Consider the following 23,027-nt stretch of genomic DNA (forward strand, 5'->3'; position numbering starts at 1 on the left):
TTTATCTTATACAAAAAGGAGGAATGATATAAGCAAATAAATTTAAAATAGGATGTGTTGCATGATGAGTTTCATAATTTCACTTATCGTCGCTATTATTATCGGATGGGTTGGCAGCCTGTTTGTAAAAGGAGATATGCCCGGAGGAATTATCGGGTCGATGATCGCAGGTCTTATCGGTGCCTGGATCGGCCACGGGCTGCTTGGAACATGGGGACCGCACCTTGCCGGATTTGCCATTATCCCGGCGATTATCGGTTCAGCCATTGTTGTATTTCTAGTAAGCCTCTTAGCAAGAAAAAGAGGATAAGAGCGACAGAGCCCAAAGCGTCACGTTTTGGGCTCTTTTTTCAATAGCAAAAAGCCTCTCCCTTAACGGTTGAGGCTTTTTACTTGTTTGACGCCTAAACAATGAATAAACCTGTTGAAGGCCTGTTTTCCTTCGGGTGTCTGTTTAAATACGCCGGCATGTTCAAGAATGCGTGCGAATACATGGCCAAGCTCTTCTTTTATAACCTGTTCCGCATTCCCTTTTGTTATGGTTCTTCTTTCCATCAGACGAAGAGCCCAATCCTTATGTTTAGCCGTCAGCTCATTTTCTTCTAATGCTGTTTTCGGATCAGCAGAGCACAGGGACGCTGCCGTTGCCTTCATTTCTTCCTGTAAACGGCCCGGCAATATCGCTAAGCCCATAACCTCAATCAGGCCGATATTTTCTTTTTTAATATGATGAACCTCCTGATGAGGATGGAAGATTCCTAATGGATGCTCCTCATCCGTCCGATTGTTTCTCAGCACGATGTCGAGTTCATATGAGCCTCCCCTGCGTCTTGCAATCGGTGTGACCGTATTATGCGGCGTATCCCCTGTGAAGGCGGCTATGCCGGCTTTTTCATCTGAATATTGCTGCCATGCACGGAATATATGGTCCGCTGCGTCAGCGACAATATGCGGATCGTCTCCCTGAAGCCTGAGCACAGACATCGGCCACTTCACTAAGCCCAGCGACACGCCTGGATGATCATTTAATTCATATACATCTTCCGCTTCTGCACGCGCCATCGGAAAATCGTGCGCCCCGCCTTGGAAATGGTCATGGCTTAGGATGCTGCCGCCGACAATCGGCAGGTCTGCGTTTGATCCGATAAAATAATGCGGATATTGCCCGAGGAATGAGAGCAGTCTTTCAAACGTCTTTTTACTGATCTCCATCGGTTCATGCTCACCCTTTAAAACGATGCAATGCTCCGGATAATACACGTATGGCGAGAACTGCAAATACCATTGCTCGTCTCTGAGAATAACAGGAATCATTCTGTGATTCTGCCGGGCCGGATGGTTCACACTTCCCTCAAAGCCGACATTTTCCTTACAAAGCACACACGGCGGATAATTCGTCTGCGTCTGTTCTTTGGCAGCCGCAATCGCCTTCGGGTCCTTTTCAGGCTTTGACAGGTTAATTGTCATTTCCAGCTCGCCATATTCGGTCGGCACCGTCCAATGAACGTTTTTGGCGATTCTGTCAGACCTGATATAATAGACATCCTCTGCATACTGATAAAACTCTTTTGTCGCCTGTTTCGGTCCGTATAAGGCCTTTGTCTCTTCAAACTTGCGGATGACCTCAGACGGAGGCGGGACAAAACAGCCCATCAGCTTTGCACTGAGCAAATCTCGATAGGTGTCTGTATTTGCTTCTATACGGCCGGCTTCTGCCGCCCACTTGTAAATGGGAGAAAGCAAGTCAGGAAGACGCTGGCTCTGCTTAATGAGTGTGCTTGAGACCGGCTGGGGATGTTTGATGTCCAGCGCTTCATAAAGTCGGTTTCTCGTGTATTCCTGATCCCAAATCGATATCAGTTTTCGTTCCAGCCCATACTCTATCAGCTGTTCCAGATGTTCAAAAATGCTCATGTGTCACTCCCCCTTTAGTTCTCTCGCTCCTTCACCAATATCAGCGACATAAAAATCCGCTTTCAGTCCTGTTTTTTCTTGATATTTGTCTCCAACCTTTTGGATAAAGTCATCAACAAATTCATCCTTTACAATACTGATCGTGCAGCCGCCGAAACCCGCTCCCGTCATTCTTGAGCCGATCACTCCTTCTTGCTCCCACGCTGCAAATACGAGTTCATCAAGTTCCGGGCATGTCACCTCATAATCATCCTTCAATGAAAGGTGGGATTCCTTCATTAACCGCCCGATTTCGTGAATATTGTTTTCTTTAAACATGTCGGCTGTTTTGATGGCGCGGTGGTTTTCATATACGGCATGCTTTGCGCGGCGTCTGTTCGTTTCATTTTGGATCAGGCCAGAGTGGGCGTCGAAGTCAGAAGGCTTGATGTCGCCAAGTGATGTAATGTCAAGATCCTTTTGCAGATCCAGCAATGCGTCGCTGCACTCTTGGCGTCTCGCATTATAGCTTGAGTCCGCCAATGTCCTTTTTTTGTTCGTGTTCGCAATAACCAGCGCAAGCCCGGAGACATCGAGTTTGCTATATTCATAGTCCAGTGTATCGCAGTTCAGGAGCATCGCATGATGTTCTTTCCCCATTCCGATTGCGAATTGATCCATGATTCCGCAATTGACACCGATAAATGTGTTTTCCGCATGCTGTGCCATTTTGACAAGCTCCAGCGCATCGAGTTGAGGATGAAAATAGCTTTGGAGCACGACCGCCATCAGCAGCTCAATGGAAGCGGAAGATGAAAGCCCTGCCCCGTTTGGAATATTCCCTGAAAACACGATGTCAAAGCCATGCGGAATCGAATAACCCCTTTGCTGAAATTCATATATGACGCCTTTCGGATAATTGGCCCAGTCATCTTCTTTTTGATAACGGATGCCGTCAAGACTGCATTCCTTTATGCCGGCTTCCTGAAAGTTGTCCGAATACAATCTGACCAGCCGGTCTTTTCTTTCTGCAACAGCAGCATATGTACCCATGGTCAGCGCGCACGGAAACACGTGCCCGCCGTTATAATCCGTATGTTCTCCAATCAGATTCACTCTTCCCGGCGCGAAAAAAAACCGTAATCCCTCTTTCTCTCCGAATACACTTGCAAATATCCCCTTCATTTCTTCCCGCATGTGCATCACCTTTCATGGTTTTTATTTTTTGTTTCCCGGTCTTTCTGTAACGAAAACGGAAGATCATATGCTGCCGGCCCTGTCATACCCCTTCTTCTTTTGTCTTTTTAAAGACGAGCCATTTGCTTGCGGCATAGTTGACGACAACAATCACCGCATTGTCGAGTATTTTGGCCAGCGTTTCATTTGTATGGAACTGTCCGACAAGGATGATCATCATGCCAAGGTCTATGCCGAGAGACAGCACCCGAACGCTGAAAAAGGCAGTGAGCTCTTTCAGCAGGCTTTGCAGGTCATCTGTCTTCTGCTGAAACACATATACTTTATTTGTTATGTAAGCAAACAGAACAGACAAAATCCAAGCGGCAACTGTTGCAGCTTTATAATCCACATTCATGATCTCTACCAATATATAAAAACTGGCGATATTCACGATTGTCGTGAAAACCCCCATAATGATATACATAATCATTTCTCTATACTTCACTGATGTTCCTCGCTTTCTGAAAAACTTTTCAAATTTCTTAGCGTTGCATATTCGCGGTTAAAAGTAACAAAAACGGAAAGCGCGTCAAAAAAGCTGCGGAATGTGGCCGGATGGCCCAATACACGCGATTGTTTGATGATTCCGTCGAGCACCGCACATATTATTTTAGCCGTATATTCGGGATCAATACTGTCGTCAACCAGCTTTCTCTCCTTCAGCCAATGAATATATGACGTATTTTCTTCCACCCACAATTCGTATAGCCCCACATAAGCCTTGCATTTTTGGACAGCTTTAAAGGTCGGCATATTCATCGCAAACGAGGTGATGTCCCATGATGGTTTGTTTTTGTAGTAAGAAAACAGCAGCTCTGCGGCATGTTTTGCAGCCTCATGCAGCGTCAGCGGCTTCACAGATGTCCGTTCGATTTCATCCAGGTAGCCGATGATAATCTGTTTTTTCATTTGATGATTTTCGAAGATATGCTGCAGGAAGTCTTCCATGTTGTCAAAATGAACATAAAATGCGCCTTTACTGTATCCGGCAGCTCTGCTGATTTCTTCCACAGACACAGAGTCATACGCTCGGTCAATCAATAAATTCAGGCCAGCCTCTATAAATTTTTCAAATGTTTGCTCTCTTTTAATTTGAAATTTGTTTTTTTTCATATTTTTCTCCAGCCGGTATGATTACCCTTATCTTACACCGGATCAATCTTTTGCGGTATTTATTTCTTTCCAGAGGTATGCTATTCGGTTGTTAAGGGGTCATATTTAATAGGCAATAGGATTTATTTTCATTTACATACTATCCAGTCAGTATTTAATTGTTTATTATTATAAATAAGGTTCATTGGTTATATTAGTCATTTTTTTAGGGAATAGGTAGGTGATTTATCCTTCAGTTTGTGAACACCTAGCAACTATGTGTGAAATTTGTTGTACTCGCCTCATCATCGCACCGGCTTGTCTTTTATTGCCAGGATGTTGCAGGAAAACATTTTATACAATTGGAGGTTACTATGAAAACTCAAGTTAAAAAAGATTTGGACAAAGATTGGCATATGTTGATTCAAGAAGCTAGATCCATTGGGTTAGGCATTCATGATGTGAGGCAGTTTTTAGAATCTGAAACAGCGATGAGAAAAACCAATCACAAAAAAACCGTCCGTCAAGACTAATCCGGACAGGCGGATCTTTTACCTCTGGCTTTTCTATCATCTGATCTGAGTTTTCACCATTTCCTCTATTCGATAGCTTATTTACTGCGCCGATTTTGAGGACAAACGGTGTTTCAGCCTAAAATATGACAGACAGCTGGTGATGCGGTCACCTCTTGGCACATGCATTGTCATAAAGAGGTGATGCGAACATGAAACCGGACTTTAGAAAAAGGGCAGCTCTGCATAGGCTGCATTTGGTGAGGTTTTGAAAGCAAACTTGTTAATACGCGGCAGCTGGAAAACCTTCGCCCGTTTTATACCCTCGCGTCTTATCTTCACGTTTCCTGCTTTTTTCGTCCACTTTATGATCCTGAAGAATAAATCAGACTTTCTGTACATACCTATTGGTGTACCTTTATGCTTATTTTTCAGCAGAATAAAAGGAGGAAAGCCATGTACAGATCGCAAGCTGATTACCAAAAGATTGCTGGGTCTCCATCTTTTCAAGCCTTTTTGAAGCAGAAACGGGCCTTTATTGTTCCAACTGCGATTTTCTTTTTTGTCTTTTATTTTTCACTCCCTGTTTTAACGTCTTATTTCACCTTTTTGAATACTCCGGCAGTTGGTGCTGTTTCATGGGCTTGGCTGTTTGCCATCGCTCAATTCGTTATGACGTGGACACTCTGTACGGTGTATTCCCGAAAGGCAGCTCGTTACGACCAATTTGTAAACGCTTTAAAAGAAGAGCTGAAGGGTGAACAGACATGAACCTGACAGCGTTTCTGTTATTTGTAGCGATTGTCGGTCTAACGCTTGTGATTACGTATTTTGCCGCGAAACAAACGAAAACGACGAGTGAGTTTTATACGGCCGGCGGCGGACTCACCGGTGTTCAGAATGGACTGGCAATTGCCGGCGACTATATGTCTGCCGCGTCGTTCCTCGGCATTGCCGGAATGATTGCGTTATATGGGTTCGACGGGTTTTTTTACAGCATCGGTTTTCTTGTCGCTTATCTCGTTGTCCTCTATATCGTGGCGGAGCCGCTTCGGAATCTCGGAAAGTATACGATGGCGGACATGATTGCGGCGCGTTTTAAAGAAAAGAAGATCCGCGGTGTCGCCGCTCTCAATACCATCGCCATCTCTACCTTTTATATGATCGCTCAGCTCGTGGGGGCAGGGGCGCTGATTAAACTGCTGCTTGGGCTCGATTATACCGCGGCCGTTCTGATTGTCGGAGTGCTCATGACCATTTATGTCGTGTTCGGCGGAATGATCGCGACGAGCTGGGTTCAGATTATCAAAGCCGTTTTGCTGATGGCCGGCACCCTCGTCATCTCCATCATCGTTTTTTCTAAATTCGGTTTTAACCTTAATACAATGTTTGAGCAAATGAAAACCGCTACTCCGCTTGGCGCTGATTTTTTAAATCCAGGGAACAAATACAAAGTCCCGCTTGAAACCCTGTCGCTGAATTTGGCACTTGTGCTGGGGACCGCAGGCCTTCCGCATATTTTAATTCGCTTTTATACAGTTAAGGATGCCAAAACTGCCCGGGCATCAGTCGTTTCAGCAACATGGATCATCGGTGTGTTTTACATTATGACAGTATTTCTCGGATTTGGTGCAGCCGCGTTTGTCGGTTTTGATGCGATTACAGCGGCCGATCCAGCGGGAAACATGGCGGCGCCGCTTCTGGCAAAAGCACTCGGGGGAGATTTCCTGTTCGCGTTTGTATCAGCCATCGCCTTTGCCACGATTTTGGCAGTGGTAACAGGCTTGGTGCTGTCTGCCGCTTCAGCGTTTGCCCATGATATCTACAGCCAGATTATCAGAAAAGGAGAAGCAACTGAGAAAGAACAGATGAAAGCGGCCAGATGGGCATCTGTCGCCGTGTCAGTGCTGTCTATCATTCTTGCGATTTTTGCTCAATCCTTAAATGTCGCCTTTCTTGTCGCATTGGCATTTGCCGTTGCAGCCAGTGCAAACCTTCCGCTGATTGTGTTTACTGTGTTTTGGAAAAGATTCAATGCCTCTGGCGCATTATGGGGCAGCCTGACTGGGCTGATCAGTGCACTTGTCCTCGTGTCGATGAGCCCGAGTGTGTGGGACCCGGCCGGAGGTGCTATTTTTGTAGGCGATCCGCTTATCCCGCTGTCTAATCCGGGCATCATTTCGATTCCGCTCGGTTTCCTCGGTGCGTGGCTTGGAACGCTTCTGTCTTCTGATAAAACGGCTAACGAAGATACATTTGCGGAAATACAGGTGAAGGCGCATACGGGAATTCATATGGATCAGGATTAAAAAAGGCTCTCTAAACAGATTTTTGTTTAGAGAGCTTTCTTAGGTTACGTTTTCTGTTGTTCCTGAGAAATCGCGTTTTCAAATACTTCCTTGCCGGCTGCTCCCGGAATCACGGTGTCGCCGATGACAAAGGTTGGTACGGCTGTAATGTCAGCTTCTTCATAGGCGTGCTTCAGAGCTTGCCGCTGCACGTCCTGATATGTTCTTGCTTCCAGCGCAGCTTTGAATAATGTTCCGTCTAAGCCAACTTCCTCCGCCAGCTTCGTCAAGATATCAATCTCTCCGATGTTTTGGCCCTCTTGGAAAAATGCTGCAAATACACGGGTATTGTACTCATGTCCTTTGTTGTATTCTTTGGCAAAGTGAAAGCCTTCAAAAGCCAAGTCTGTATATGGGTGAGGCGAGACGTTTGGAAATTTGATATCGACTCCCAATTTCTCCGCCATCGGTCTGATCGAGGTTTGCCACATATACTTTTTGGAAGGATCGTTTACAGGATCAAGCTGCGGTGAAGGACTTGGACGCAATTCAAACGGCATCCACTCGACTTCAACATCCTTTCCTTTTATCGCCTCTTCAAAAGCGGCTTTTCCAATGAAACAAAATGGGCAGACGTAATCTGAATAAACTTTTATCTGTACTGTCATGATTGTCTCCTTTCGTATAGGTTGATTTTAAACTGTAACAATAAAAGTTACAACTGTTTTTTAAAAAAGAAGCCTGCATGGCTTCTTTTTACGATTCAAGCAACCGCTGAGCGATATATTCTCCTTTTTTACACCCGCCGGGAATTGCATATAAAGCAGAACCAATCGTTTGCGTATATTCATTTAACGCATCTTTTGCCGAAAGTGCCTTCAGCATGGGAATGAACTGATTGTCGGGATTTTTTTGAAAGCTGATAAACAGGAGACCTGCATCCATATAACCGGTTTTGGAGTCAATGCCTTCCGTGTAAGAAAAGGCTCTTCGCAAAATTTGTTTCCCTGTAGATTTCGCAAGGCTGACGTGCGAATTTGACGGGATTTGATTCAGCTTGACAGGGTCTGTTTCCTTTTTTTGGCCAAAAGGCGCCCCGGAGCTTTTTCTGCGGCCGAAAGTATCCTCTTGATCCTTCAGGGAAGAGCGGTCCCAAATTTCAAGGAACATTTTGATTTTCCGAAAAGCCATATAAGTTCCGCCTGTCATCCAGTCAGGCTCGCCAGACTGAATCCACACGATCGAGTTCATCAAGGTGTCATCCTTGGTGCTTTGGTTGCCTGTTCCATCTTTAAACCCAAATAGATTGCGCGGCGTTTCTCCATTTTTGCCTCCGCTTAAAAAGCCTTTGTTTATAAAGCGGACTTCACAGGTGCCCACCGCTTGATTCAGCAGGTTTCGCAGCGCGTGAAACGCCACTTGTTCAGCATCAGCGCATACTTGGATGCAGATGTCTCCGCTTCCCTGCTTCGCATCGAGATTGTCATTCGGCATCGCCGGAAGAGCAGCAAGGTGTTTCGGTTTCTTGCCTTTCAGTCCGAAACGATCCTTTCCATCTTTTTCGAAAAAGTCAGGCCCGAAGCCAAAAGTAACCGTTAAGTTGGAAGGCGGTAAATCAGCCGATTCACCCGTATCCTGCGGCGGCAGATATTGATTTTTCTGCTCGCTCGACATTTTGTTTCCTGACGTCAGCATTTGTGTCAGGCTGGTCCAGTTTCTGAATAACGTGATGATATCGCTTTTCTCCTTCGCCGTCACATCAAGCGCGGCAAAATACACGTACGTCTGATGGGCAGTGGTGATTCCGGCCTGATGCTTTCCGTAAAATGGAACAACCTGGTCATCCTCTTTTTCGTCCTTCTTCGATGGCTTAGCCGCGGTCTGAACAAGCGGAGCGAGACCGCCGAGGCCGCTGGCGCCAATCGCCACGGCCGCCCCAGCCATCGCTCCCCATTTTAAAATGTCCCGTCTGTGAATTTGTTCTGGCTTTTTTTGTTCATCGCTCATGCTGTTACAAAACTCCTTTTATAGCACATTCGCAATCTTCGACATGGTTTCAGAAAGAGTCGTCAGCTTTGTGCTCAGCTCTCTGATTTGATCTTCACTTAATTTATCATAAGACGTATAGGCCTGATCATTCGTTTTGTATTTTGCCATTAAAACTTCAAATTCGCTGAATTGGGTATCCAGCTTTTCCGTCAGATCAGAGTGGTCTTTTACGAGCGCGCTTTTCACAGTTTGATACACAGCCTCGGAGCCTTCAACATTTGCCATAAGATCGACTAAGTCGATTCGTGAGTAGCGCTCCTCTTCACCCGTAATTTTAGAAATACCTGCTTCGTTCAGAAGCTCCATCGCGCCAGCCACAATTTGTTCAGGCGTTAATGTCAATGATTCAATCGAGCCATCAAGCTCTTTTACATCCTTGACAAGCTGGTCAGCCGTCGCCTTTTCCCCGGAAATATTTTTATCCTTCCAAATGGCTTTCTCAAGCTTGTGGAACCCTGTCCATTTGTCTCCTTCTTCTACATCGTTTTCACGGGCATCAATTTTTGGGTCAAGATCTCCGAGGCTTTCGGCAATCGGTTCAATTCTTTCGTAATAGACGCGCGCTTTCGCATATAACGTCTTTGATTTTTCAATATCGCCTGCCTTCACGGCAGCTGTAAATGCTTCCGTCGCCTTCACAAGCTGATCGCTCTGCTCTTTGACGTAGTCTTTATATTCATCTGCCGCTTTTGCCAGCTGATCGCTTGCCTTTTTGCTGCTCTTCTTCGCTTCTGTCAGGTCTTCTAAGGACGCTTTCAGTGACTCGGATTCTGTCTTGATTTTGTCTGTATTCGGTTTGGATTTTTGCGCTTCTGTGTAGATTGGCTGAAGATGCTTTTCGATTTCTGTGTATTCGAACGGATAGTCGCTGCGAATATCATTTTCAAAAGAAAGCCAGTAGCTGTTTAATTCTTTCCCCTTCTTTTGAATCTCTTTTTGATCAGCTTTTTCAGCTGATTCGTTCAGCTCGGAAATCATGTTCTCCATTTTATCAACGGAAGCTGCAATCTCTTTGCTTACTCCGCTTTTATCAGATGACGCTTTTTCTTTAGTTGACGAAGTGTCATTGGCTCCGCATCCCGCACACAGTGCAAGGATGCATCCTGCTGTTACAGCAATCTTTGTGATATTCATTTTGTCAGTTCCTTTCCATTTGTATAATGTTTTGCCGCTTCTGAGATAAGCGCGATCAGTAAAAATAGCAAAATCAGCAATTGCGGAATCGTACTGTACACGGACGGATAAATTCCGAGAACGGACACAGACGGCAGCCAGCTTTCTGCATCAGACGGAAGGATCCCCGCGAGTTGCAGGCTGTGGACGCCTGTTCCGAGAAATTTCACGCACATATACAGGACAACCGCCATTGACAGCAGAAAAAACGGCTTCAATGGAATGCGCATTCCGAGCTTCATCATAAGAACACCGACGATAACGAGAACGACAAGGCCCGCGGCTGTCCCGCCGATCAGCTCAGTGAGAGAGAGCTTTCCAACAAGGCCGATGAAAAAGATGACTGTTTCAAGCCCTTCCCTCACGACTGCCAGAAATGCAATGAGCGCAAAGGAAAGCAGGCTTCGTTTTTTCAGCGCCTGTGATTTCTGGATATTGATTTTTTCTCTCCACTTGTCCATCGAGGCGTTTCTATGCAGCCACACCCCGACATACAAAAGCATGACTGCGGACAGCAAGCCGGTGATTCCGCCTAGCAAGAAATTGTTTTCTCCGAATACATTCGAGGAGAACAGGAGGGTGACGCCGATTCCGGCTGCTAAGGAAACGAACATGCCTGCTGACGCGCCGCCCCAGATCCATGCAGAAGAACGGGCGACACGGGCTTTTTTTGTCATGGTCAAAAGCGCCCCGATGACAAGCAGCGCCTCCATTCCTTCACGAATTGGGATCAAGGCCGAGTCCCACCAGCTGTAGCTGCTCGAAGCAATCGGCTCAAGCAATTGAATCATTTCGTCAATTTGTTTTATGACCTGATCGGGATGGCTGTCGATTTCAGCCTTCATGAGTGCCAGATTTTCCTCCGATGTGGTATACGCTTCTTTGGATTGGGATACGACGTCTCCTTCTACGGCCAGCCAAGATGTGATTAAGTTGTCGATAGCGGCTGACGCTTCTCCCATCTGTTTTTTTTCTATCAATTGTTTTGTGTCTTTTAAGCTTTGAATATAGGCTGTTAAGGACGCCCTTGATTGACCAGAGGATGCCTTCTTCAGCACAACAGCCTGCTGGTAGGTTTCTAAGTGAGAAGAAAGCTCTTCAAGCTGTGTTTCGAGTTTGTTCGCGTCTTGATTAATGAAAGAAAGAGAAATCATAGCGATATTCGAGTCCATTTTGCTGTGGGATGAAAGGTTTTCCTTCTTAATAGATGGTTCTTCCTTTTTCCACGCCGATTTGAAGGTCTCAAATGTTTGCTGTGCGGAATCTATATCTCCGTCTCGTACAGATTTGATCATTTGCTTGTTTAATTCAAGCAGGGAAGCAATCGGATCATTTTCCGCATGCACCGCCGAACCGAAAAACATCAACAAGCTGAGTAATATAAGTGTCAGCCCCCGAGCCATCATGTTCCTCCTATAATTGAAAATGATTATCATTGTATATCATAATCATAGCCAGTTCCCGATCTTTGTCAATGAAAATTTGAAGGTCTGAAAACCTTGGCGGAACAGCAAAAAGGCTGCCCTTTACAGGACAGCCTTTTGAAGGCAAATCGGGTTATCTGCCGGTCTTATATGTGTGAATAACATCGTAAAATTTACGTGCGGCTTCTTCCGGATCTTCCGTCAGACTGATAGCGCTGATCATACTGACACCATCAGCCCCCGCTTCGATGACGGGAGCGGCATTTTCTATTGTGATGCCGCCGATGCCGACAATCGGGATGCTGATGCCTTGACGTCTCACCGCTTCAATCAGAGACACACCCTGCACAGCTCTTGTATCCTTTTTCGTTTCCGTCGGATAGATCGGCCCGAGACCGACATAATCTGCTCCATCTTCCTCGGCTTGCTTCACCTCAGACATCGTATGGGCAGACACGCCAAGAATCATATCGCCAATGGCATCGCGTACCTCTTTTGCTTTCGCATCCTCTTGGCCGATGTGCACACCGTCTGCCTTCAGTTTCAGTGCCAGCTCCACATCATCATTGACAATAAAAGGGACTCCGGCTTCACGGCATGCCGCCTGAACCTTTGCGGCGAAGGCAATCCGCTCCTCTCCTGTCAATGCGCCCTCGCCCTTTTCACGAAACTGGTACAGAGTGGCACCGCCTTTTAATGCGTTTTGCACGACTGCCACAGGATCGCCTTTCGTATTGTTTGAACCCATAATGAAGTAAACAGATAATAGCTCTTTCATCATTTCCCGAGAAATACGTGTCATGAGACTGTCACCCTTTCTATTGTCGCTAGCTCTAGTACATCTTGTTCAGAGACAGAAGACAGCTTGTTCAGCAATTCAATCTGAAAACTCCCCGGACCTTTGTCAGCTGTCTGCTGCGCGGCAAGCTGTGCCGCAACACCATATGAGGAAATCGCAGCGATAGCAGCGTATAACGGATTTTTTTCCACTGCACAAAACGCACCGACAACTGAAGTCAGAAGACATCCGGCGCCTGTCACCTTCGTCAGCAGCTTGTGGCCGTTATGAAGAGTGTATACGTTAGATGCGTCGGCAATTACATCGACTTCCCCAGTAATCGCAATGACCGTGTTCAGTTTTTGCGCCGCCTGTTGAGCCAGATGGATGCTGTCGCCTCCGCCTTCACCGGCATCGACTCCTTTGATCATCCAATCCGAAACACCGACGGTATGTGCAATTTCCGCGGCATTTCCCCTGATTGCAGAGAGGCGCACCTCACGAATCATCTCACGTGCCGATTCAGTGCGGAACGTTGTCGCTCCAGCACCGACAGGATCAAGAATGACGGGTACGCCATGTTCATTCGCTGATTTACCCGCAATGATCATAGCTTCGACGGTTTCTTTGCTTAGCGTTCCGATATTTAAAACGAGCGCGCCCGCGATTTTTGCCATGTCGGCGACCTCTTCTTTCGCATAAGCCATTACGGGTGATGCACCGAGGGCGAGCAGGCCGTTCGCTGTAAAATTTGTCACAACATTGTTTGTTATACTGTGCACCAGAGGGCTATGCTTCCGGACGGCTGTTAGACGTTTTGCTGCTGATTGTGCATCCATATTAGCATCATCCTTTACTCTCTCTTTTTTTCGGATCCCATAAATACGATTTCGTATGTTCAAGCCAAGCTCTTGCCGCAAAGGACAAATAGCGGTCCTTTCTCCATATAATCGCAAGATGCCAAGGGATGACCGGATCGACAAGCGGAATGACTTTGACCTTTTCCGGGTCAAGGCCGCGGCATATGCGTTCCGGCAAAAGTCCGATCCCCAGGTTGGCTGACACCATCTCACTGATAAAATCCCATTGTGAGGTTTCGTAAATGATATGGGGCCGGAATCCGGCCTTGATACATTCCATCATAATTCGATTGTGGAGAACAAAATCCTCCCTGAAAAAAATAAAAGGCTCTTCCTTCAAATCCTGTAATCGGCTCTCTTTCTCACCCGCCAGCCGGTGGGAAGGGTGTACGACAAGCATTAATGTTTCTTTTACGATCGTAAATGAATGAAAAATGTCTTCGTTTGCGGGGAGAACGACAACACCGATGTCAAGAGAACCGTCCCCAACGCCTTCTTGAACTTTGATAGAGCCGTCCTCAACGAGCTGAAAGGTCACATTCGGATAATTTTCCCGAAAATCGCCGAGCACTCGCGGGAAAAATCCTGAGCCGATCATCGGCGGCAGTCCGATTCGCACATGCCCCTTCTTGACCTCCATAATATCATTTAACTCAGATGTCAGGTTTTGAAATGATTTAATGATTTCCTGCGCTTGCACATACATGCTATGGCCGGCGTCCGTCAGCTCCACCTGTCTGCCGTTTCGGTAAAAAAGCTCGATTCCAAGCTCCGCTTCTAAATTTTTGATCATTTTCGATATCGTCGGCTGAGAAACATAAAGTGATTGAGACGCCTTCGTAAAACTTTTCAGACGGGCGACCTCCAGAAAATATGTTAAATGGCGGATGTCCATTTGTTTCACCCTTTCTATAGACAAAAGGAATACTTATTATGCTTAATATATATTTTACCTATAGCGCAACCTCATGTACAATATGAATATAAGGGAGGCATCAATATGAAAAAACTGTTGCTAACCGTTATTCAAATCGCTCTGTTATTTATATTTGCTCGGCTGATTAATTGGGTGACAGCCCTTCTTCATATAAATATTCCCGGCAGTATAATTGGGATTGTGATTCTTTTCACATTATTACACTTTAAAATCATCAAGCTTGAATGGATAGAGCTTGGCGCGGCGTGGCTTCTTGGGGAGCTGCTTTTATTTTTTATCCCATCTGCCGTCGGAGTGATTGAATACGGAGACATTATGTCAAAATTCGGTGTCAGCATTTTGCTTGTTGTCATCATCAGCACGTTTGTCGTGATGGTGTCCACAGGAACGCTTACACAAATCATTGCGAAAAGAAAGGAGAAAAAACATACGTGTTCATCGGAATTGTAAGTTTGTTATTAACGGTTTTGGTGTATTTAGGAGCAAAAAAAGTATATTCGCGTTTTCCGCGAGTCTATACGTCGCCGCTATTGGTGACGCCCGCTGTGTTAGTCGGTCTGCTGCTGCTGGTTAATGTCCCGTACGAGACATATAATCTCGGCGGTGAAGTGCTGACCGATATGCTTCAGCCGGCTACCGTGGCATTTGCGATCCCGCTTTATAAATATTTCCCTGTTTTAAAGAAATACGCAGTGGAAATTATTTTAAACGTCGCCCTCGGCTCATGCATCGCGATTATTTCTACAGCTCTTATTGCGAAATGGCTTCATCTCGGAACTGGCTTGATTGACAGCCTCGTTCCAAGATCAGTGACAACGCCGATCGCTATGAACGTATCTGAAATGATCGGCGGAATGCCTGCGGTCACAGCTATATTTGTCATTTTGACTGCATTGTTCGGCACCGTCATCGGCCCGATGGTCATCCGCTATTTCCGCATTGATAACGAAATTGCGCGGGGCGTGCTGCTCGGCACAAGCGCACATGGAGCGGGCACATCCAAAGCATTTGAGCTTAGCTCAGTGTCCGGCACGATTTCCAGCGTGTCAATGATCCTTGCGGCGATTATGACGCTTTGCGCGGCGCCGTTTTTACTTTCATTTATGTAGGTAGAAAAAACTGTCCTGGCAAGGGCAGTTTTTTTGTGTCTCCTTCCATTGAAAAGCTGAGAAATTACAATATAATGTAATTTGTGGATACTAAAGGAGGAGCCCTCATGCGCAGTTTGCAGGTGAAACGGCATTACGCCGCGTTAAAAGGATTTTATTTATTTGCTTTCCTGGGCACAGGCAGTATCATTCCGCTGCTCAGTATGTATTTAACAAAGGAACAGCATGTAAGCGGCTCACAAGTCGGCTTGATTATGTCACTCGGCCCGATTGTGATGATCTTTTTCCAGCCGTTTTGGGGTATGCTGAGCGATTATACGCAAAAAACAAAAAGCCTGCTTGCGGTTTGCACATCGGTAACAGGTGTCATCGGGCTCGGCTACATCGCATTTGACGGCTTTCCGTTGTTTATTCTGATTGCAGCCTGTTTTGCAGCCTTTCAGAGCACAATCATTCCATTGTCAGACAGCATTTCTTTACGCTACACACAACAAACAAACGGAAACTACGGCGGAATCCGCCTGTTTGGTTCTCTCGGCTTCGGCATTGCGGTGTTTGTCATGGGACAGGTGACGAATCAGCTGTACCCCATTCACGTCATCTTTATCTTTGGCTGTGCCTTTCTGTGCATGGCAGCCATATTAGCATCACAGATGCCGGGCCAGCAGAAAACAAAAACAAAGATCAACATCCGCAAAGGGTTCCGGGAGCTGGTCAGCAACAAAACTTTCCTCATCTTTATGATCATCACCTTTACGACATTCGCACCAAATTTAGCGAACAATACATACTTCAGTCTGTTTCTCGACAAAAGCGGCGCGTCTCTTTCCGCCATTGGCCTTTTATTTTTTATCGGGGTGATCTCAGAAATTCCGTTTATGAGGTTTGCACAGAAATTCATAGATAAAATGGGATTGCTCAATGTCATCATACTGTCCGGCGGGGTTTCATTATTCAGATGGACGCTTTACTTCACAGAGCCTTCGTTATGGCTCATTTATGCGACGGTATGTCTCCAAGGCATTTCTATTGGTTTATTTATTCCGGCGGCGCTGCAATACGTCAAAAAGATTACCCCGAGCCATGTGGAGGCGACAGCGCTAACCATGTACGCCGCCATCGGCAACGGATTCGGCAACTGGTTCTGTACGTTTGTTGGCGGATACATTTTTGACTACATTTCCATCTTCGCGGTCTATCTGCTCTTCGCCATTCTCAGCATAGCGGGCGCAGGGCTGACATTATATTTAATAAAAGCAGAAAAAAATAAACATACGCTTCATCAGCCGGCTGTTACTTTTAAACCATAACGACTATAATGAATAAAAAGAAAGGAAGTGTGCTATGAACGGGCAAGAGCGGAGCAGCATTTCTAAAGGATTACAGGTTGATATTGTCTTGAAAGCGGATCAAAAAACAGGAAAACTGACGCGAGGCACAGTGAAGGATATTTTGACGAAATCAAGCTATCACCCGCACGGCATTAAAGTCCGTCTGGAAGATGGCCGTATCGGACGCGTCCAGCAAATCATTTCTACATAAAAAATCTGCCCTGAACCGGGCAGATTTTTTCTTTTTATTTTTTCTGCAGAAAGACAACCTTTAAGTAATTGCCTTCCGGATATGCTGACATCGTTTTAAAGTCCTCTGGCAATGTAAATTCCTCTATGATCGTATAGCGTTCATTTACTTCTTTGAACGCGGCATCGATAAAGCCTTTGAATTTCTTCATTCCGAAGGCGCTGCTGTTTGTAGAGGCGACAATGATGCCCTTGTCGGCTGTAATGGCGATCGTTTCCTTCAGCAGATTTTTATAATCCTTGGCCGCGCTGAAGGTGCGTTTTTTTGTGCGGGCAAAGGATGGCGGGTCGAGAACAATCAGATCAAAGCGCAGATCCTTTTTCGCCGCATATGAGAAGTATTTAAAAACATCCATCACTTTAATATCGTGCGCCTCGTAATCCAGCTTGTTCACGCTGAATTGCTCGATCGTTTTGGCGAGGCTTCGATTTGCCACGTCCACGCTTGTTGTTTTTTCCGCTCCGCCTAACGCTGCCGCCACTGAGAACGCACCCGTATAAGAAAACGTGTTTAAGACATTTTTCCCACTGGCATAGCGGTCTCTGATCGCTTTGCGCACATGTCTTTGATCTAAAAAGATACCTGTCATGGCGCCTTCGTTTAAATCAACCGCGTATTGTATCCCGTTTTCTTGAATGATGATCGGGAACTCGCCTCTTTCTCCCTTCACGAAGTCATCATCCTCGACATACTGTCCAGCCGTATCGAAGCGTTTCTTTTCGTAAATCGCTTTATATTCAATATCCAGTTCATCCAGAGCGGCAATCAACGTTTCTTTAAAAGTGTAAATGCCTTTGCTGTACCATTGGAGCAGCAGGTACCCGTCATAATAATCAACGGTGACGCCGCCAATGCCGTCGCCCTCACCGTTGAAGAGGCGGAAAGCCGTTGTATCAGGCGCCGCAAAAAGATTTGCACGCGCTTGTACCGCTTTTGTTAATTTGCTGAGGAAAAATGCTTGGTCGATTTGTTCATTTTTATTGCGGGTAAGCGTCCAGCCGACCCCTTTGTTTTGCAGGCCGTAGTAGCCCCTTGCGAGAAACTCGCCGCTTTCAGACACGACATCAACGAGGTCGCCTTCTTTGACGTGCCCCGCACTGCCGGTGAGAGCTTCCTTTTCGATCAGCGGATAGCCTTTTTTGATTTTTGCAGCATGTGCTTGCTTTAGGGTGAGTAGCTTCATATATGTTCGTCCTCTTTCTGTTTGCTTTTTCTTATCGTACCACAAAACGCCAAGATGTCTTCATTGACAGAAAGGAAAGGTTTTTCTACGATAGACAAAAAGAGTTTCTAGGAGGAACAGCATGGCAAAACGAATTGACCATACAGGCATTATGGTAAGAGATATGAACGCGTCCATTTCATTTTATGAAGAGGTTCTCGGCATGAAATTGAAGGACCGCATCACTCATACGAACGGTATTATCGAGCTTGCTTTTCTTGGCTTTGAAGATGGTCCGGAAACAGAAATCGAACTGATTCAAGGCTACAGCAGCGAGCTTCCCGCCGAAGGTAAAGTGCATCACATTGCCCTGCTGACTGATGACATCGCGGCCGAATATACAAAAGCGGAAAGAATGAATGCGAAATTTATCGACGAAGAGATCACAACACTTCCAAACGGGTATCGGTATTTTTATATCGAAGGTCCTGACGGCGAGTGGATTGAGTTCTTTCAGCGGTAAGAAAAAAGAACGTATCTCTGTTTAGGGGTACGTTCTTTTCTTATCTATACCAATTCATATACGTAGTTTCATCGCAAAACATGGCCTCCCAGCCCATACGCTGAACCATGTCATGAATGTTTTCATCTTTCGCAAGAAAAACATTCATGAATGAGTCGTATACACTCATAAACACAAAATCCATTTTCTCATCAGTCAAAATGAGCTCTGCGGCGGCTTCATCAAGAACCGTCCGCAAGTTAGCCTCAGTTGTGTCCAGAAAGCCGCTGTTTTCCACAATTGGTTCTGAGTAATAAAACCGATTGGAGCCGTTGTAACGAAGCACTTTTACCAAACCGAGAATATGAAAATTTGAAATATGGTCCTCACTGGGATAAAAGAGATCTCCTTTTAAGTTCGCATGTAAAAGTTCAGCCAAATCCTCTCTCGCGTACTCATCCCTTAAAGCAAATATCGATGTCTTCAAAGCCAGCGCCAGCTCTGCATGTGTTTGGAATCCGCATGAAGACGTGATCTCTTTCCATGTAAATGCTTTTCCTTTTTCCCTTACTTCTTGATCATTTGGATAAATATGCTCATACTCATTTTTTCTCTTAGCTTTTTCCCACCCTTCAGGCATTTGAATAAAAGGAGAAAATAAAATAGCAGCTGATGTATATTCAACTGGTATTTGTTTTAAGATTGGTGATTCGTCATCTAACCATATGTATTCTAGCATGCGCACCCCCTTTACATATTCTAACATTTACTCATAGTTGATAGAAGATCATCAGCCCTTTAACAGCTGATGATCTATTACAGCTACATCACGTCACATTTTTATCCCCGGATTCAACCGCACTCTCTTCCTTCCATTTTTGATGATCCCATATTCTGAAAAACGGATAGTAGAGAGCACACGTAATGAGCAGGTTCACCAGCTGCATGACCGCTCCCGATACTTTTCCGCCTGTCGCCAGGTACCCTGATATGAGCGGCGGCATGGTCCATGGCACGGCGATTCCGGCGGGCCTTGCCACCAGTCCTGTGCTCATGCCGATATAAGTGGCGGTAATGGTGAGGAGCGGGGCTATGATGAACGGAACGATAAGGAGCGGGTTCATCACAATCGGCATGCCGAAAATGATCGGCTCGTTGATGTTAAATAGCGCAGGACCAATCCCTAATCGGCCGAGCTGCTTCATCTGTTTGCTCCGGGACCGCACAAGCATTGTGAGTACAAGCGCCAGCGTTGCTCCGCTTCCGCCGACATTGATCCAAATTTGAAAAAACTGAGTCGTAAAAATACTCGGCAGCGCCTCGCCCGCTTGAAACGCGAGACGGTTTGCATCCATGGCGCCATACCAAATCGGCGCCATAATACCGCCGATGATCGAAGCGCCGTGAATGCCGCACGCCCAAAGCAGCATTTGCACGAATTCAGCGATCAGACTCCCTCCGAGGCTGCCGCCAAGGATGGAAAGCGGCGTGCCGAGCAGGTCTCCGACGACATTGTGCAGGCTTTCAAAAGGCGTCATTTCAATCAGAAGACGCGCCAGCCATATAAGAAATACGATAATAAAGCCGGGAATCAGCGCGACAAATGATTTGCTTACCGCCGGCGGCACGCCGTCAGGCATGTTAAACACAATATTTTTTTGAATGATGTACCGGTAGACTTCAGTCGAAAACAAGGCGATGATCATGGCGACAAACAGTCCCTTGCTGCCTAGCAATGTAATGGGAATTCCGCCTCCGACCATGATTGATTCTGTTGAGCCATCCGGCGTAAAAGGCACCTCGAACGGCGTTGCCAATAAGAAGGCTGCAATTGAAATCGCTCCGGCCGACAGGGCATCAACACCGTAGCTTTCCGCCAGCCGATAGGCGATCCCGAAAGCCGCAATCATTGCCATAATATCGAATGAAGCATTGACAGGATAGCCAAGCTTATCCGCCCACTGTTCCCCAAACACACTCGCCATAAAATCAGCATAACCGGGAATCGGCAGACTGGTTAAAATCAAAAAGACAGAACCGATAATAATCAGCGGCATGGTCAAAACAATTCCGTCACGCAAAGCGCTGAGATGCCGCTGCCCGGCAATTTTCCCAGCGACAGGCATGATTTTTTCTTCCATCACCCGAGTGAATGCGCTCATCTGAAAAGCCCCCTTTTTTCACTGCTTTGTAAACAACCTTTGCAATGTTTTCTTTATCTTATTTTGAAAACGCTTACAAATTCATGCGGAAAATTTCCTCTTTCTGCGGAAAAAATCTGCATTCTTCTGAACAACCCTGTCAATGAAAAAATCTTTCCTTCTTATTATCAAAATCACATTTTCCTCCGATATATATATCAAACATCATAGAAAAAGGAGAAGAACCATGAAAAACACGTTTTGCAAACTTGTTGTATCAGTCACTCTGTTTTTCAGTTTTCTCGCCCTTGGGCCTCTTGCACATGCAGAAACCAGCAGCGAGAAAGAGGTCATTGTGGTCTATAAAAACACAGACGGCAAGGAAACCGTTCTGGACAGTGATGCTGAGGTTGAGCAGCAGTATCAGCATCTTCCGGCGGTAGCTGTTACAGCAGATCCAGAGACAGTAAAAGAATTCAAACAGGATCCTGATATTTTGTATGTCGAAAACAATGTCACGTTCACCGCAGCGGACAATACAGACCTCAAAGTACTGTCAGAGAACGCCGACACCTCTGACAACTTCGAGCAATGGAATCTTGAACCGATTCAGGTCAAACAGGCTTGGAAGGAGGGGCTGACAGGCAAAAACGTCAAAATCGCTGTCATTGACAGCGGGATCTCTCCCCACGACGACCTGTCGATTTCCGGCGGGTACTCAGCTGTCAGTTACACCTCTTCTTACAAAGACGATAACGGCCACGGAACACATGTCGCCGGGATTATCGGCGCTAAGCATAACGGCTACGGAATTGACGGCATCGCACCGGAAGCACAAATATATGCGGTTAAAGCGCTGGATCAGAACGGCTCGGGAGATCTTCAAGGTCTTCTCAAAGGGATCGACTGGTCGATAGCGAATGGAATGGATATCGTCAATATGAGTCTTGGCACGTCTTCAGACAGCCAGATTCTTCATGACGCCATGGACAAAGCATATGAAAAAGGCGTACTGCTCGTTGCCGCAAGCGGAAATGAAGGAAACGGCAAGCCAGTAAATTACCCGGCGGCATACAGCAGTGTCGTTGCAGTGTCAGCGACAGATCAACACAATCAGCTCGCAGCCTTTTCAACAACAGGAAATCAAGTTGAATTTTCAGCACCGGGAACAGACATCACGAGCACGTATTTACATCAATATTACGCGACGGGAAGCGGCACATCCCAAGCGACACCGCACGCCGCTGCCATGTTTGCGTTATTAAAACAGCGTGATCCTGGCAACACGAACGTGCAGCTTCGCGCCCTCATGCAGAAAAACATCGTTGATCTCGGAATTACGGGCCGCGATCAGCAATTCGGCTATGGCCTGATCAGGTATAAAGCCCAGCAGGCAGATAAAGCGTACGCGGCGGCTGAGCAAGCGGTCAAAAAAGCCGAACAGACAAAAACACAAGCCGATATCGACAAAGCGAAAAAGCTCGTCAGCAAGCTGCCGAATTCCAGCGCCAAAAAAGCTTTGCAAAAAAGACTGGATAACGTTCAGGCATACAGAAATGTAAAAGACGCGAAGGACAAAGCGGCAAAGGCAGAAAAGTATAAAACCCAGCAAACCGTTGATACAGCACAAGCCGCGATCAACAAACTGCCGAACGGCACGGATAAAAAGAACCTGCAAAAACGGTTAGATCAGGTCAAGCGCTATATCGCATCAAAGCAAGCAAAGGACAAAGTCGCCAAAGCGGAAAAAAGCAAAAAGAAAACAGATGTCGGCAGCGCTCAATCGGCAGTCAGCAAGCTTCCGGCAGGCTCAGAAAAAACGTCCCTGCAGAAGCGTCTCAACAAAGTGAAAAGCAGCAATGTAAAAACGGCGCAGCAATCCGTCGCCGCAGCGGAAAAAAAATCAACTGACGCAAACGCGGCGAAAGCCCAAAAGGCCGTCAATGAACTTCAGTCCGGAAAAGACAAAACGTCATTGCAAAAACGGTTAGATAAAGTGAAGAAAAAAGTGGCGGCAGCTGAAGCCAAAAAAGTCGAAACGGCCAAAGCCAAAGTGAAAAAAGCGGAAAAAGACAAGACAAAAAAATCAAAAACAGCCGCTCAGTCCGCAGTCAATCAATTAAAAGCATCCCATGAAAAAACAAAGCTGCAAAAACGGCTGAACGCCGTTAAGCCGAAGAAATAATTGAAAGAACCTTTAAGACGAGTGTTACGTCTTAAAGGTTTTTTCGTCTGTTAAACTGTGTACGCAACCTTTTTCCCATTTGCTTCACAGGCTTTTCATACT

At 46.1% G+C, this 23,027-nt stretch carries 24 protein-coding genes; 10 read left to right on the plus strand and 14 right to left on the minus strand.

Annotated features, from left to right (window positions below; all coding sequences use genetic code 11):
• Positions 1-64 precede the first annotated feature (64 nt).
• A complete protein-coding gene (locus P3L57_RS19125; RefSeq protein ID WP_010332356.1) occupies positions 65-310 on the plus strand; it encodes a GlsB/YeaQ/YmgE family stress response membrane protein in 246 nt (81 codons plus the stop codon).
• A 62-nt stretch (positions 311-372) separates the two neighbouring features.
• Here P3L57_RS19125 and galT read toward each other — a convergent pair whose 3' ends face one another.
• The 4 genes from galT to P3L57_RS19145 all read right to left on the minus strand — a co-directional run bounded on the left by galT (position 373) and on the right by P3L57_RS19145 (position 4,245).
• Entirely contained in the window at positions 373-1,914 is a 1,542-nt protein-coding gene (gene galT / locus P3L57_RS19130; RefSeq protein ID WP_059353322.1) for a UDP-glucose--hexose-1-phosphate uridylyltransferase, read from the minus strand.
• Positions 1,915-1,917: 3 nt separating this feature from the next.
• Complete coding sequence (locus P3L57_RS19135) at positions 1,918-3,090, minus strand: galactokinase (protein WP_069486750.1); 1,173 nt, start codon at positions 3,088-3,090, stop codon at positions 1,918-1,920.
• A gap of 82 nt (positions 3,091-3,172) precedes the next feature.
• Positions 3,173-3,556: a GtrA family protein gene (locus tag P3L57_RS19140; protein ID WP_044159928.1), complete on the minus strand. Its 384-nt coding sequence runs from the start codon at positions 3,554-3,556 to the stop codon at positions 3,173-3,175.
• Positions 3,557-3,573: 17 nt separating this feature from the next.
• On the minus strand, positions 3,574-4,245 hold the full coding sequence (locus P3L57_RS19145; RefSeq protein WP_044159930.1) for a TetR/AcrR family transcriptional regulator: 672 nt from the start codon (positions 4,243-4,245) through the stop codon (positions 3,574-3,576).
• A gap of 353 nt (positions 4,246-4,598) precedes the next feature.
• On the opposite strand from P3L57_RS19145, the gene slrA reads away from it, so the two are divergent.
• The 3 genes from slrA to P3L57_RS19160 all read left to right on the plus strand — a co-directional run bounded on the left by slrA (position 4,599) and on the right by P3L57_RS19160 (position 7,045).
• Positions 4,599-4,757, plus strand: coding sequence for a transcriptional regulator SlrA (gene slrA / locus P3L57_RS19150; protein ID WP_044159932.1), 159 nt, complete (start codon positions 4,599-4,601; stop codon positions 4,755-4,757).
• A 435-nt stretch (positions 4,758-5,192) separates the two neighbouring features.
• Entirely contained in the window at positions 5,193-5,507 is a 315-nt protein-coding gene (locus tag P3L57_RS19155; RefSeq protein ID WP_069486748.1) for a DUF485 domain-containing protein, read from the plus strand.
• On the plus strand, positions 5,504-7,045 hold the full coding sequence (locus tag P3L57_RS19160) for a solute symporter family protein (RefSeq protein WP_059353317.1): 1,542 nt from the start codon (positions 5,504-5,506) through the stop codon (positions 7,043-7,045). The genes P3L57_RS19155 and P3L57_RS19160 overlap by 4 nt, the downstream gene beginning before the upstream one ends.
• 44 nt (positions 7,046-7,089) lie before the next feature.
• On the opposite strand, the gene P3L57_RS19165 is transcribed toward P3L57_RS19160, so the two are convergent.
• The 7 genes from P3L57_RS19165 to cidR form a co-directional block, all read right to left on the minus strand.
• Positions 7,090-7,692, minus strand: a complete 603-nt coding sequence (locus P3L57_RS19165; RefSeq protein ID WP_044159935.1) for a DsbA family oxidoreductase — start codon at positions 7,690-7,692, stop codon at positions 7,090-7,092.
• Positions 7,693-7,780: 88 nt separating this feature from the next.
• Entirely contained in the window at positions 7,781-9,031 is a 1,251-nt protein-coding gene (efeB, locus tag P3L57_RS19170; RefSeq protein ID WP_059353316.1) for an iron uptake transporter deferrochelatase/peroxidase subunit, read from the minus strand.
• Positions 9,032-9,049: 18 nt separating this feature from the next.
• Entirely contained in the window at positions 9,050-10,207 is a 1,158-nt protein-coding gene (gene efeO / locus P3L57_RS19175; RefSeq protein ID WP_069486747.1) for an iron uptake system protein EfeO, read from the minus strand.
• Positions 10,204-11,649, minus strand: a complete 1,446-nt coding sequence (locus tag P3L57_RS19180; protein ID WP_069486746.1) for an FTR1 family protein — start codon at positions 11,647-11,649, stop codon at positions 10,204-10,206. Before P3L57_RS19180 ends, efeO begins: the two co-directional genes overlap by 4 nt.
• A gap of 154 nt (positions 11,650-11,803) precedes the next feature.
• Entirely contained in the window at positions 11,804-12,472 is a 669-nt protein-coding gene (gene thiE, locus P3L57_RS19185) for a thiamine phosphate synthase (protein ID WP_059292265.1), read from the minus strand.
• Complete coding sequence (gene thiM, locus P3L57_RS19190; RefSeq protein ID WP_044159945.1) at positions 12,469-13,287, minus strand: hydroxyethylthiazole kinase; 819 nt, start codon at positions 13,285-13,287, stop codon at positions 12,469-12,471. The genes thiE and thiM overlap by 4 nt, the downstream gene beginning before the upstream one ends.
• A 7-nt stretch (positions 13,288-13,294) precedes the next feature.
• Positions 13,295-14,203: a cidABC operon transcriptional activator CidR gene (cidR, locus tag P3L57_RS19195; RefSeq protein WP_010332370.1), complete on the minus strand. Its 909-nt coding sequence runs from the start codon at positions 14,201-14,203 to the stop codon at positions 13,295-13,297.
• A 105-nt stretch (positions 14,204-14,308) separates the two neighbouring features.
• Here cidR and P3L57_RS19200 point away from each other — a divergent pair, with 105 nt between their 5' ends.
• The 4 genes from P3L57_RS19200 (at position 14,309) to P3L57_RS19215 (ending at position 16,896) form a co-directional block, all read left to right on the plus strand.
• Entirely contained in the window at positions 14,309-14,695 is a 387-nt protein-coding gene (locus P3L57_RS19200) for a CidA/LrgA family holin-like protein (protein ID WP_003222205.1), read from the plus strand.
• The gene (locus tag P3L57_RS19205; RefSeq protein ID WP_044159947.1) at positions 14,677-15,354 is read left to right on the plus strand and encodes a CidB/LrgB family autolysis modulator; all 678 of its coding nucleotides are present in this window, start codon (positions 14,677-14,679) and stop codon (positions 15,352-15,354) included. The genes P3L57_RS19200 and P3L57_RS19205 overlap by 19 nt, the downstream gene beginning before the upstream one ends.
• A gap of 107 nt (positions 15,355-15,461) precedes the next feature.
• Positions 15,462-16,664, plus strand: coding sequence for an MFS transporter (locus P3L57_RS19210; protein WP_059353314.1), 1,203 nt, complete (start codon positions 15,462-15,464; stop codon positions 16,662-16,664).
• 34 nt (positions 16,665-16,698) lie between these two features.
• On the plus strand, positions 16,699-16,896 hold the full coding sequence (locus P3L57_RS19215; RefSeq protein WP_010332373.1) for a YwbE family protein: 198 nt from the start codon (positions 16,699-16,701) through the stop codon (positions 16,894-16,896).
• A gap of 34 nt (positions 16,897-16,930) precedes the next feature.
• On the opposite strand, the gene P3L57_RS19220 is transcribed toward P3L57_RS19215, so the two are convergent.
• Positions 16,931-18,118: a class I SAM-dependent rRNA methyltransferase gene (locus tag P3L57_RS19220; protein ID WP_069486745.1), complete on the minus strand. Its 1,188-nt coding sequence runs from the start codon at positions 18,116-18,118 to the stop codon at positions 16,931-16,933.
• A 121-nt stretch (positions 18,119-18,239) separates the two neighbouring features.
• Between P3L57_RS19220 and glxA the strand changes: the two genes are divergently transcribed.
• The gene (gene glxA, locus P3L57_RS19225) at positions 18,240-18,620 is read left to right on the plus strand and encodes a glyoxalase GlxA (protein ID WP_044159953.1); all 381 of its coding nucleotides are present in this window, start codon (positions 18,240-18,242) and stop codon (positions 18,618-18,620) included.
• A 40-nt stretch (positions 18,621-18,660) separates the two neighbouring features.
• On the opposite strand, the gene P3L57_RS19230 is transcribed toward glxA, so the two are convergent.
• Together P3L57_RS19230 and celB are read right to left on the minus strand one after the other, a co-directional pair.
• Complete coding sequence (locus P3L57_RS19230) at positions 18,661-19,338, minus strand: DUF2711 family protein (RefSeq protein ID WP_069486744.1); 678 nt, start codon at positions 19,336-19,338, stop codon at positions 18,661-18,663.
• Between the two features lie 88 nt (positions 19,339-19,426).
• A complete protein-coding gene (gene celB, locus P3L57_RS19235) occupies positions 19,427-20,761 on the minus strand; it encodes a PTS cellobiose transporter subunit IIC (protein ID WP_059292260.1) in 1,335 nt (444 codons plus the stop codon).
• 226 nt (positions 20,762-20,987) lie between these two features.
• Between celB and P3L57_RS19240 the strand changes: the two genes are divergently transcribed.
• Positions 20,988-22,925, plus strand: a complete 1,938-nt coding sequence (locus P3L57_RS19240; protein ID WP_069486743.1) for a minor protease Epr — start codon at positions 20,988-20,990, stop codon at positions 22,923-22,925.
• The last annotated feature ends 102 nt before the right edge of the window (positions 22,926-23,027 follow it).

Origin of the sequence: Bacillus sp. B28 (assembly GCF_029536185.1) — a bacterium.
Taxonomy (GTDB): Bacteria; Bacillota; Bacilli; order Bacillales; family Bacillaceae; genus Bacillus; species Bacillus halotolerans.

What these genes read in the sequence shown, in the direction of transcription:
- galT (WP_059353322.1), bottom strand. Translation starts at nt 1,914, where the DNA reads ATGAGCATTTTTGAACATCTGGAACAGCTGATAGAGTATGGGCTGGAA.
- P3L57_RS19155 (WP_069486748.1), top strand. Translation starts at nt 5,193, where the DNA reads ATGTACAGATCGCAAGCTGATTACCAAAAGATTGCTGGGTCTCCATCT.
- celB (WP_059292260.1), bottom strand. Translation starts at nt 20,761, where the DNA reads ATGAGCGCATTCACTCGGGTGATGGAAGAAAAAATCATGCCTGTCGCT.
- thiE (WP_059292265.1), bottom strand. Translation starts at nt 12,472, where the DNA reads ATGACACGTATTTCTCGGGAAATGATGAAAGAGCTATTATCTGTTTAC.
- P3L57_RS19145 (WP_044159930.1), bottom strand. Translation starts at nt 4,245, where the DNA reads ATGAAAAAAAACAAATTTCAAATTAAAAGAGAGCAAACATTTGAAAAA.
- P3L57_RS19165 (WP_044159935.1), bottom strand. Translation starts at nt 7,692, where the DNA reads ATGACAGTACAGATAAAAGTTTATTCAGATTACGTCTGCCCATTTTGT.
- P3L57_RS19215 (WP_010332373.1), top strand. Translation starts at nt 16,699, where the DNA reads ATGAACGGGCAAGAGCGGAGCAGCATTTCTAAAGGATTACAGGTTGAT.
- glxA (WP_044159953.1), top strand. Translation starts at nt 18,240, where the DNA reads ATGGCAAAACGAATTGACCATACAGGCATTATGGTAAGAGATATGAAC.
- thiM (WP_044159945.1), bottom strand. Translation starts at nt 13,287, where the DNA reads ATGGATGCACAATCAGCAGCAAAACGTCTAACAGCCGTCCGGAAGCAT.
- efeO (WP_069486747.1), bottom strand. Translation starts at nt 10,207, where the DNA reads ATGAATATCACAAAGATTGCTGTAACAGCAGGATGCATCCTTGCACTG.
- P3L57_RS19240 (WP_069486743.1), top strand. Translation starts at nt 20,988, where the DNA reads ATGAAAAACACGTTTTGCAAACTTGTTGTATCAGTCACTCTGTTTTTC.
- P3L57_RS19220 (WP_069486745.1), bottom strand. Translation starts at nt 18,118, where the DNA reads ATGAAGCTACTCACCCTAAAGCAAGCACATGCTGCAAAAATCAAAAAA.
- P3L57_RS19180 (WP_069486746.1), bottom strand. Translation starts at nt 11,649, where the DNA reads ATGGCTCGGGGGCTGACACTTATATTACTCAGCTTGTTGATGTTTTTC.
- P3L57_RS19210 (WP_059353314.1), top strand. Translation starts at nt 15,462, where the DNA reads ATGCGCAGTTTGCAGGTGAAACGGCATTACGCCGCGTTAAAAGGATTT.
- efeB (WP_059353316.1), bottom strand. Translation starts at nt 9,031, where the DNA reads ATGAGCGATGAACAAAAAAAGCCAGAACAAATTCACAGACGGGACATT.
- P3L57_RS19230 (WP_069486744.1), bottom strand. Translation starts at nt 19,338, where the DNA reads ATGCTAGAATACATATGGTTAGATGACGAATCACCAATCTTAAAACAA.
- P3L57_RS19125 (WP_010332356.1), top strand. Translation starts at nt 65, where the DNA reads ATGAGTTTCATAATTTCACTTATCGTCGCTATTATTATCGGATGGGTT.
- P3L57_RS19200 (WP_003222205.1), top strand. Translation starts at nt 14,309, where the DNA reads ATGAAAAAACTGTTGCTAACCGTTATTCAAATCGCTCTGTTATTTATA.
- P3L57_RS19160 (WP_059353317.1), top strand. Translation starts at nt 5,504, where the DNA reads ATGAACCTGACAGCGTTTCTGTTATTTGTAGCGATTGTCGGTCTAACG.
- P3L57_RS19135 (WP_069486750.1), bottom strand. Translation starts at nt 3,090, where the DNA reads ATGCGGGAAGAAATGAAGGGGATATTTGCAAGTGTATTCGGAGAGAAA.
- P3L57_RS19140 (WP_044159928.1), bottom strand. Translation starts at nt 3,556, where the DNA reads ATGTATATCATTATGGGGGTTTTCACGACAATCGTGAATATCGCCAGT.
- slrA (WP_044159932.1), top strand. Translation starts at nt 4,599, where the DNA reads ATGAAAACTCAAGTTAAAAAAGATTTGGACAAAGATTGGCATATGTTG.
- cidR (WP_010332370.1), bottom strand. Translation starts at nt 14,203, where the DNA reads ATGGACATCCGCCATTTAACATATTTTCTGGAGGTCGCCCGTCTGAAA.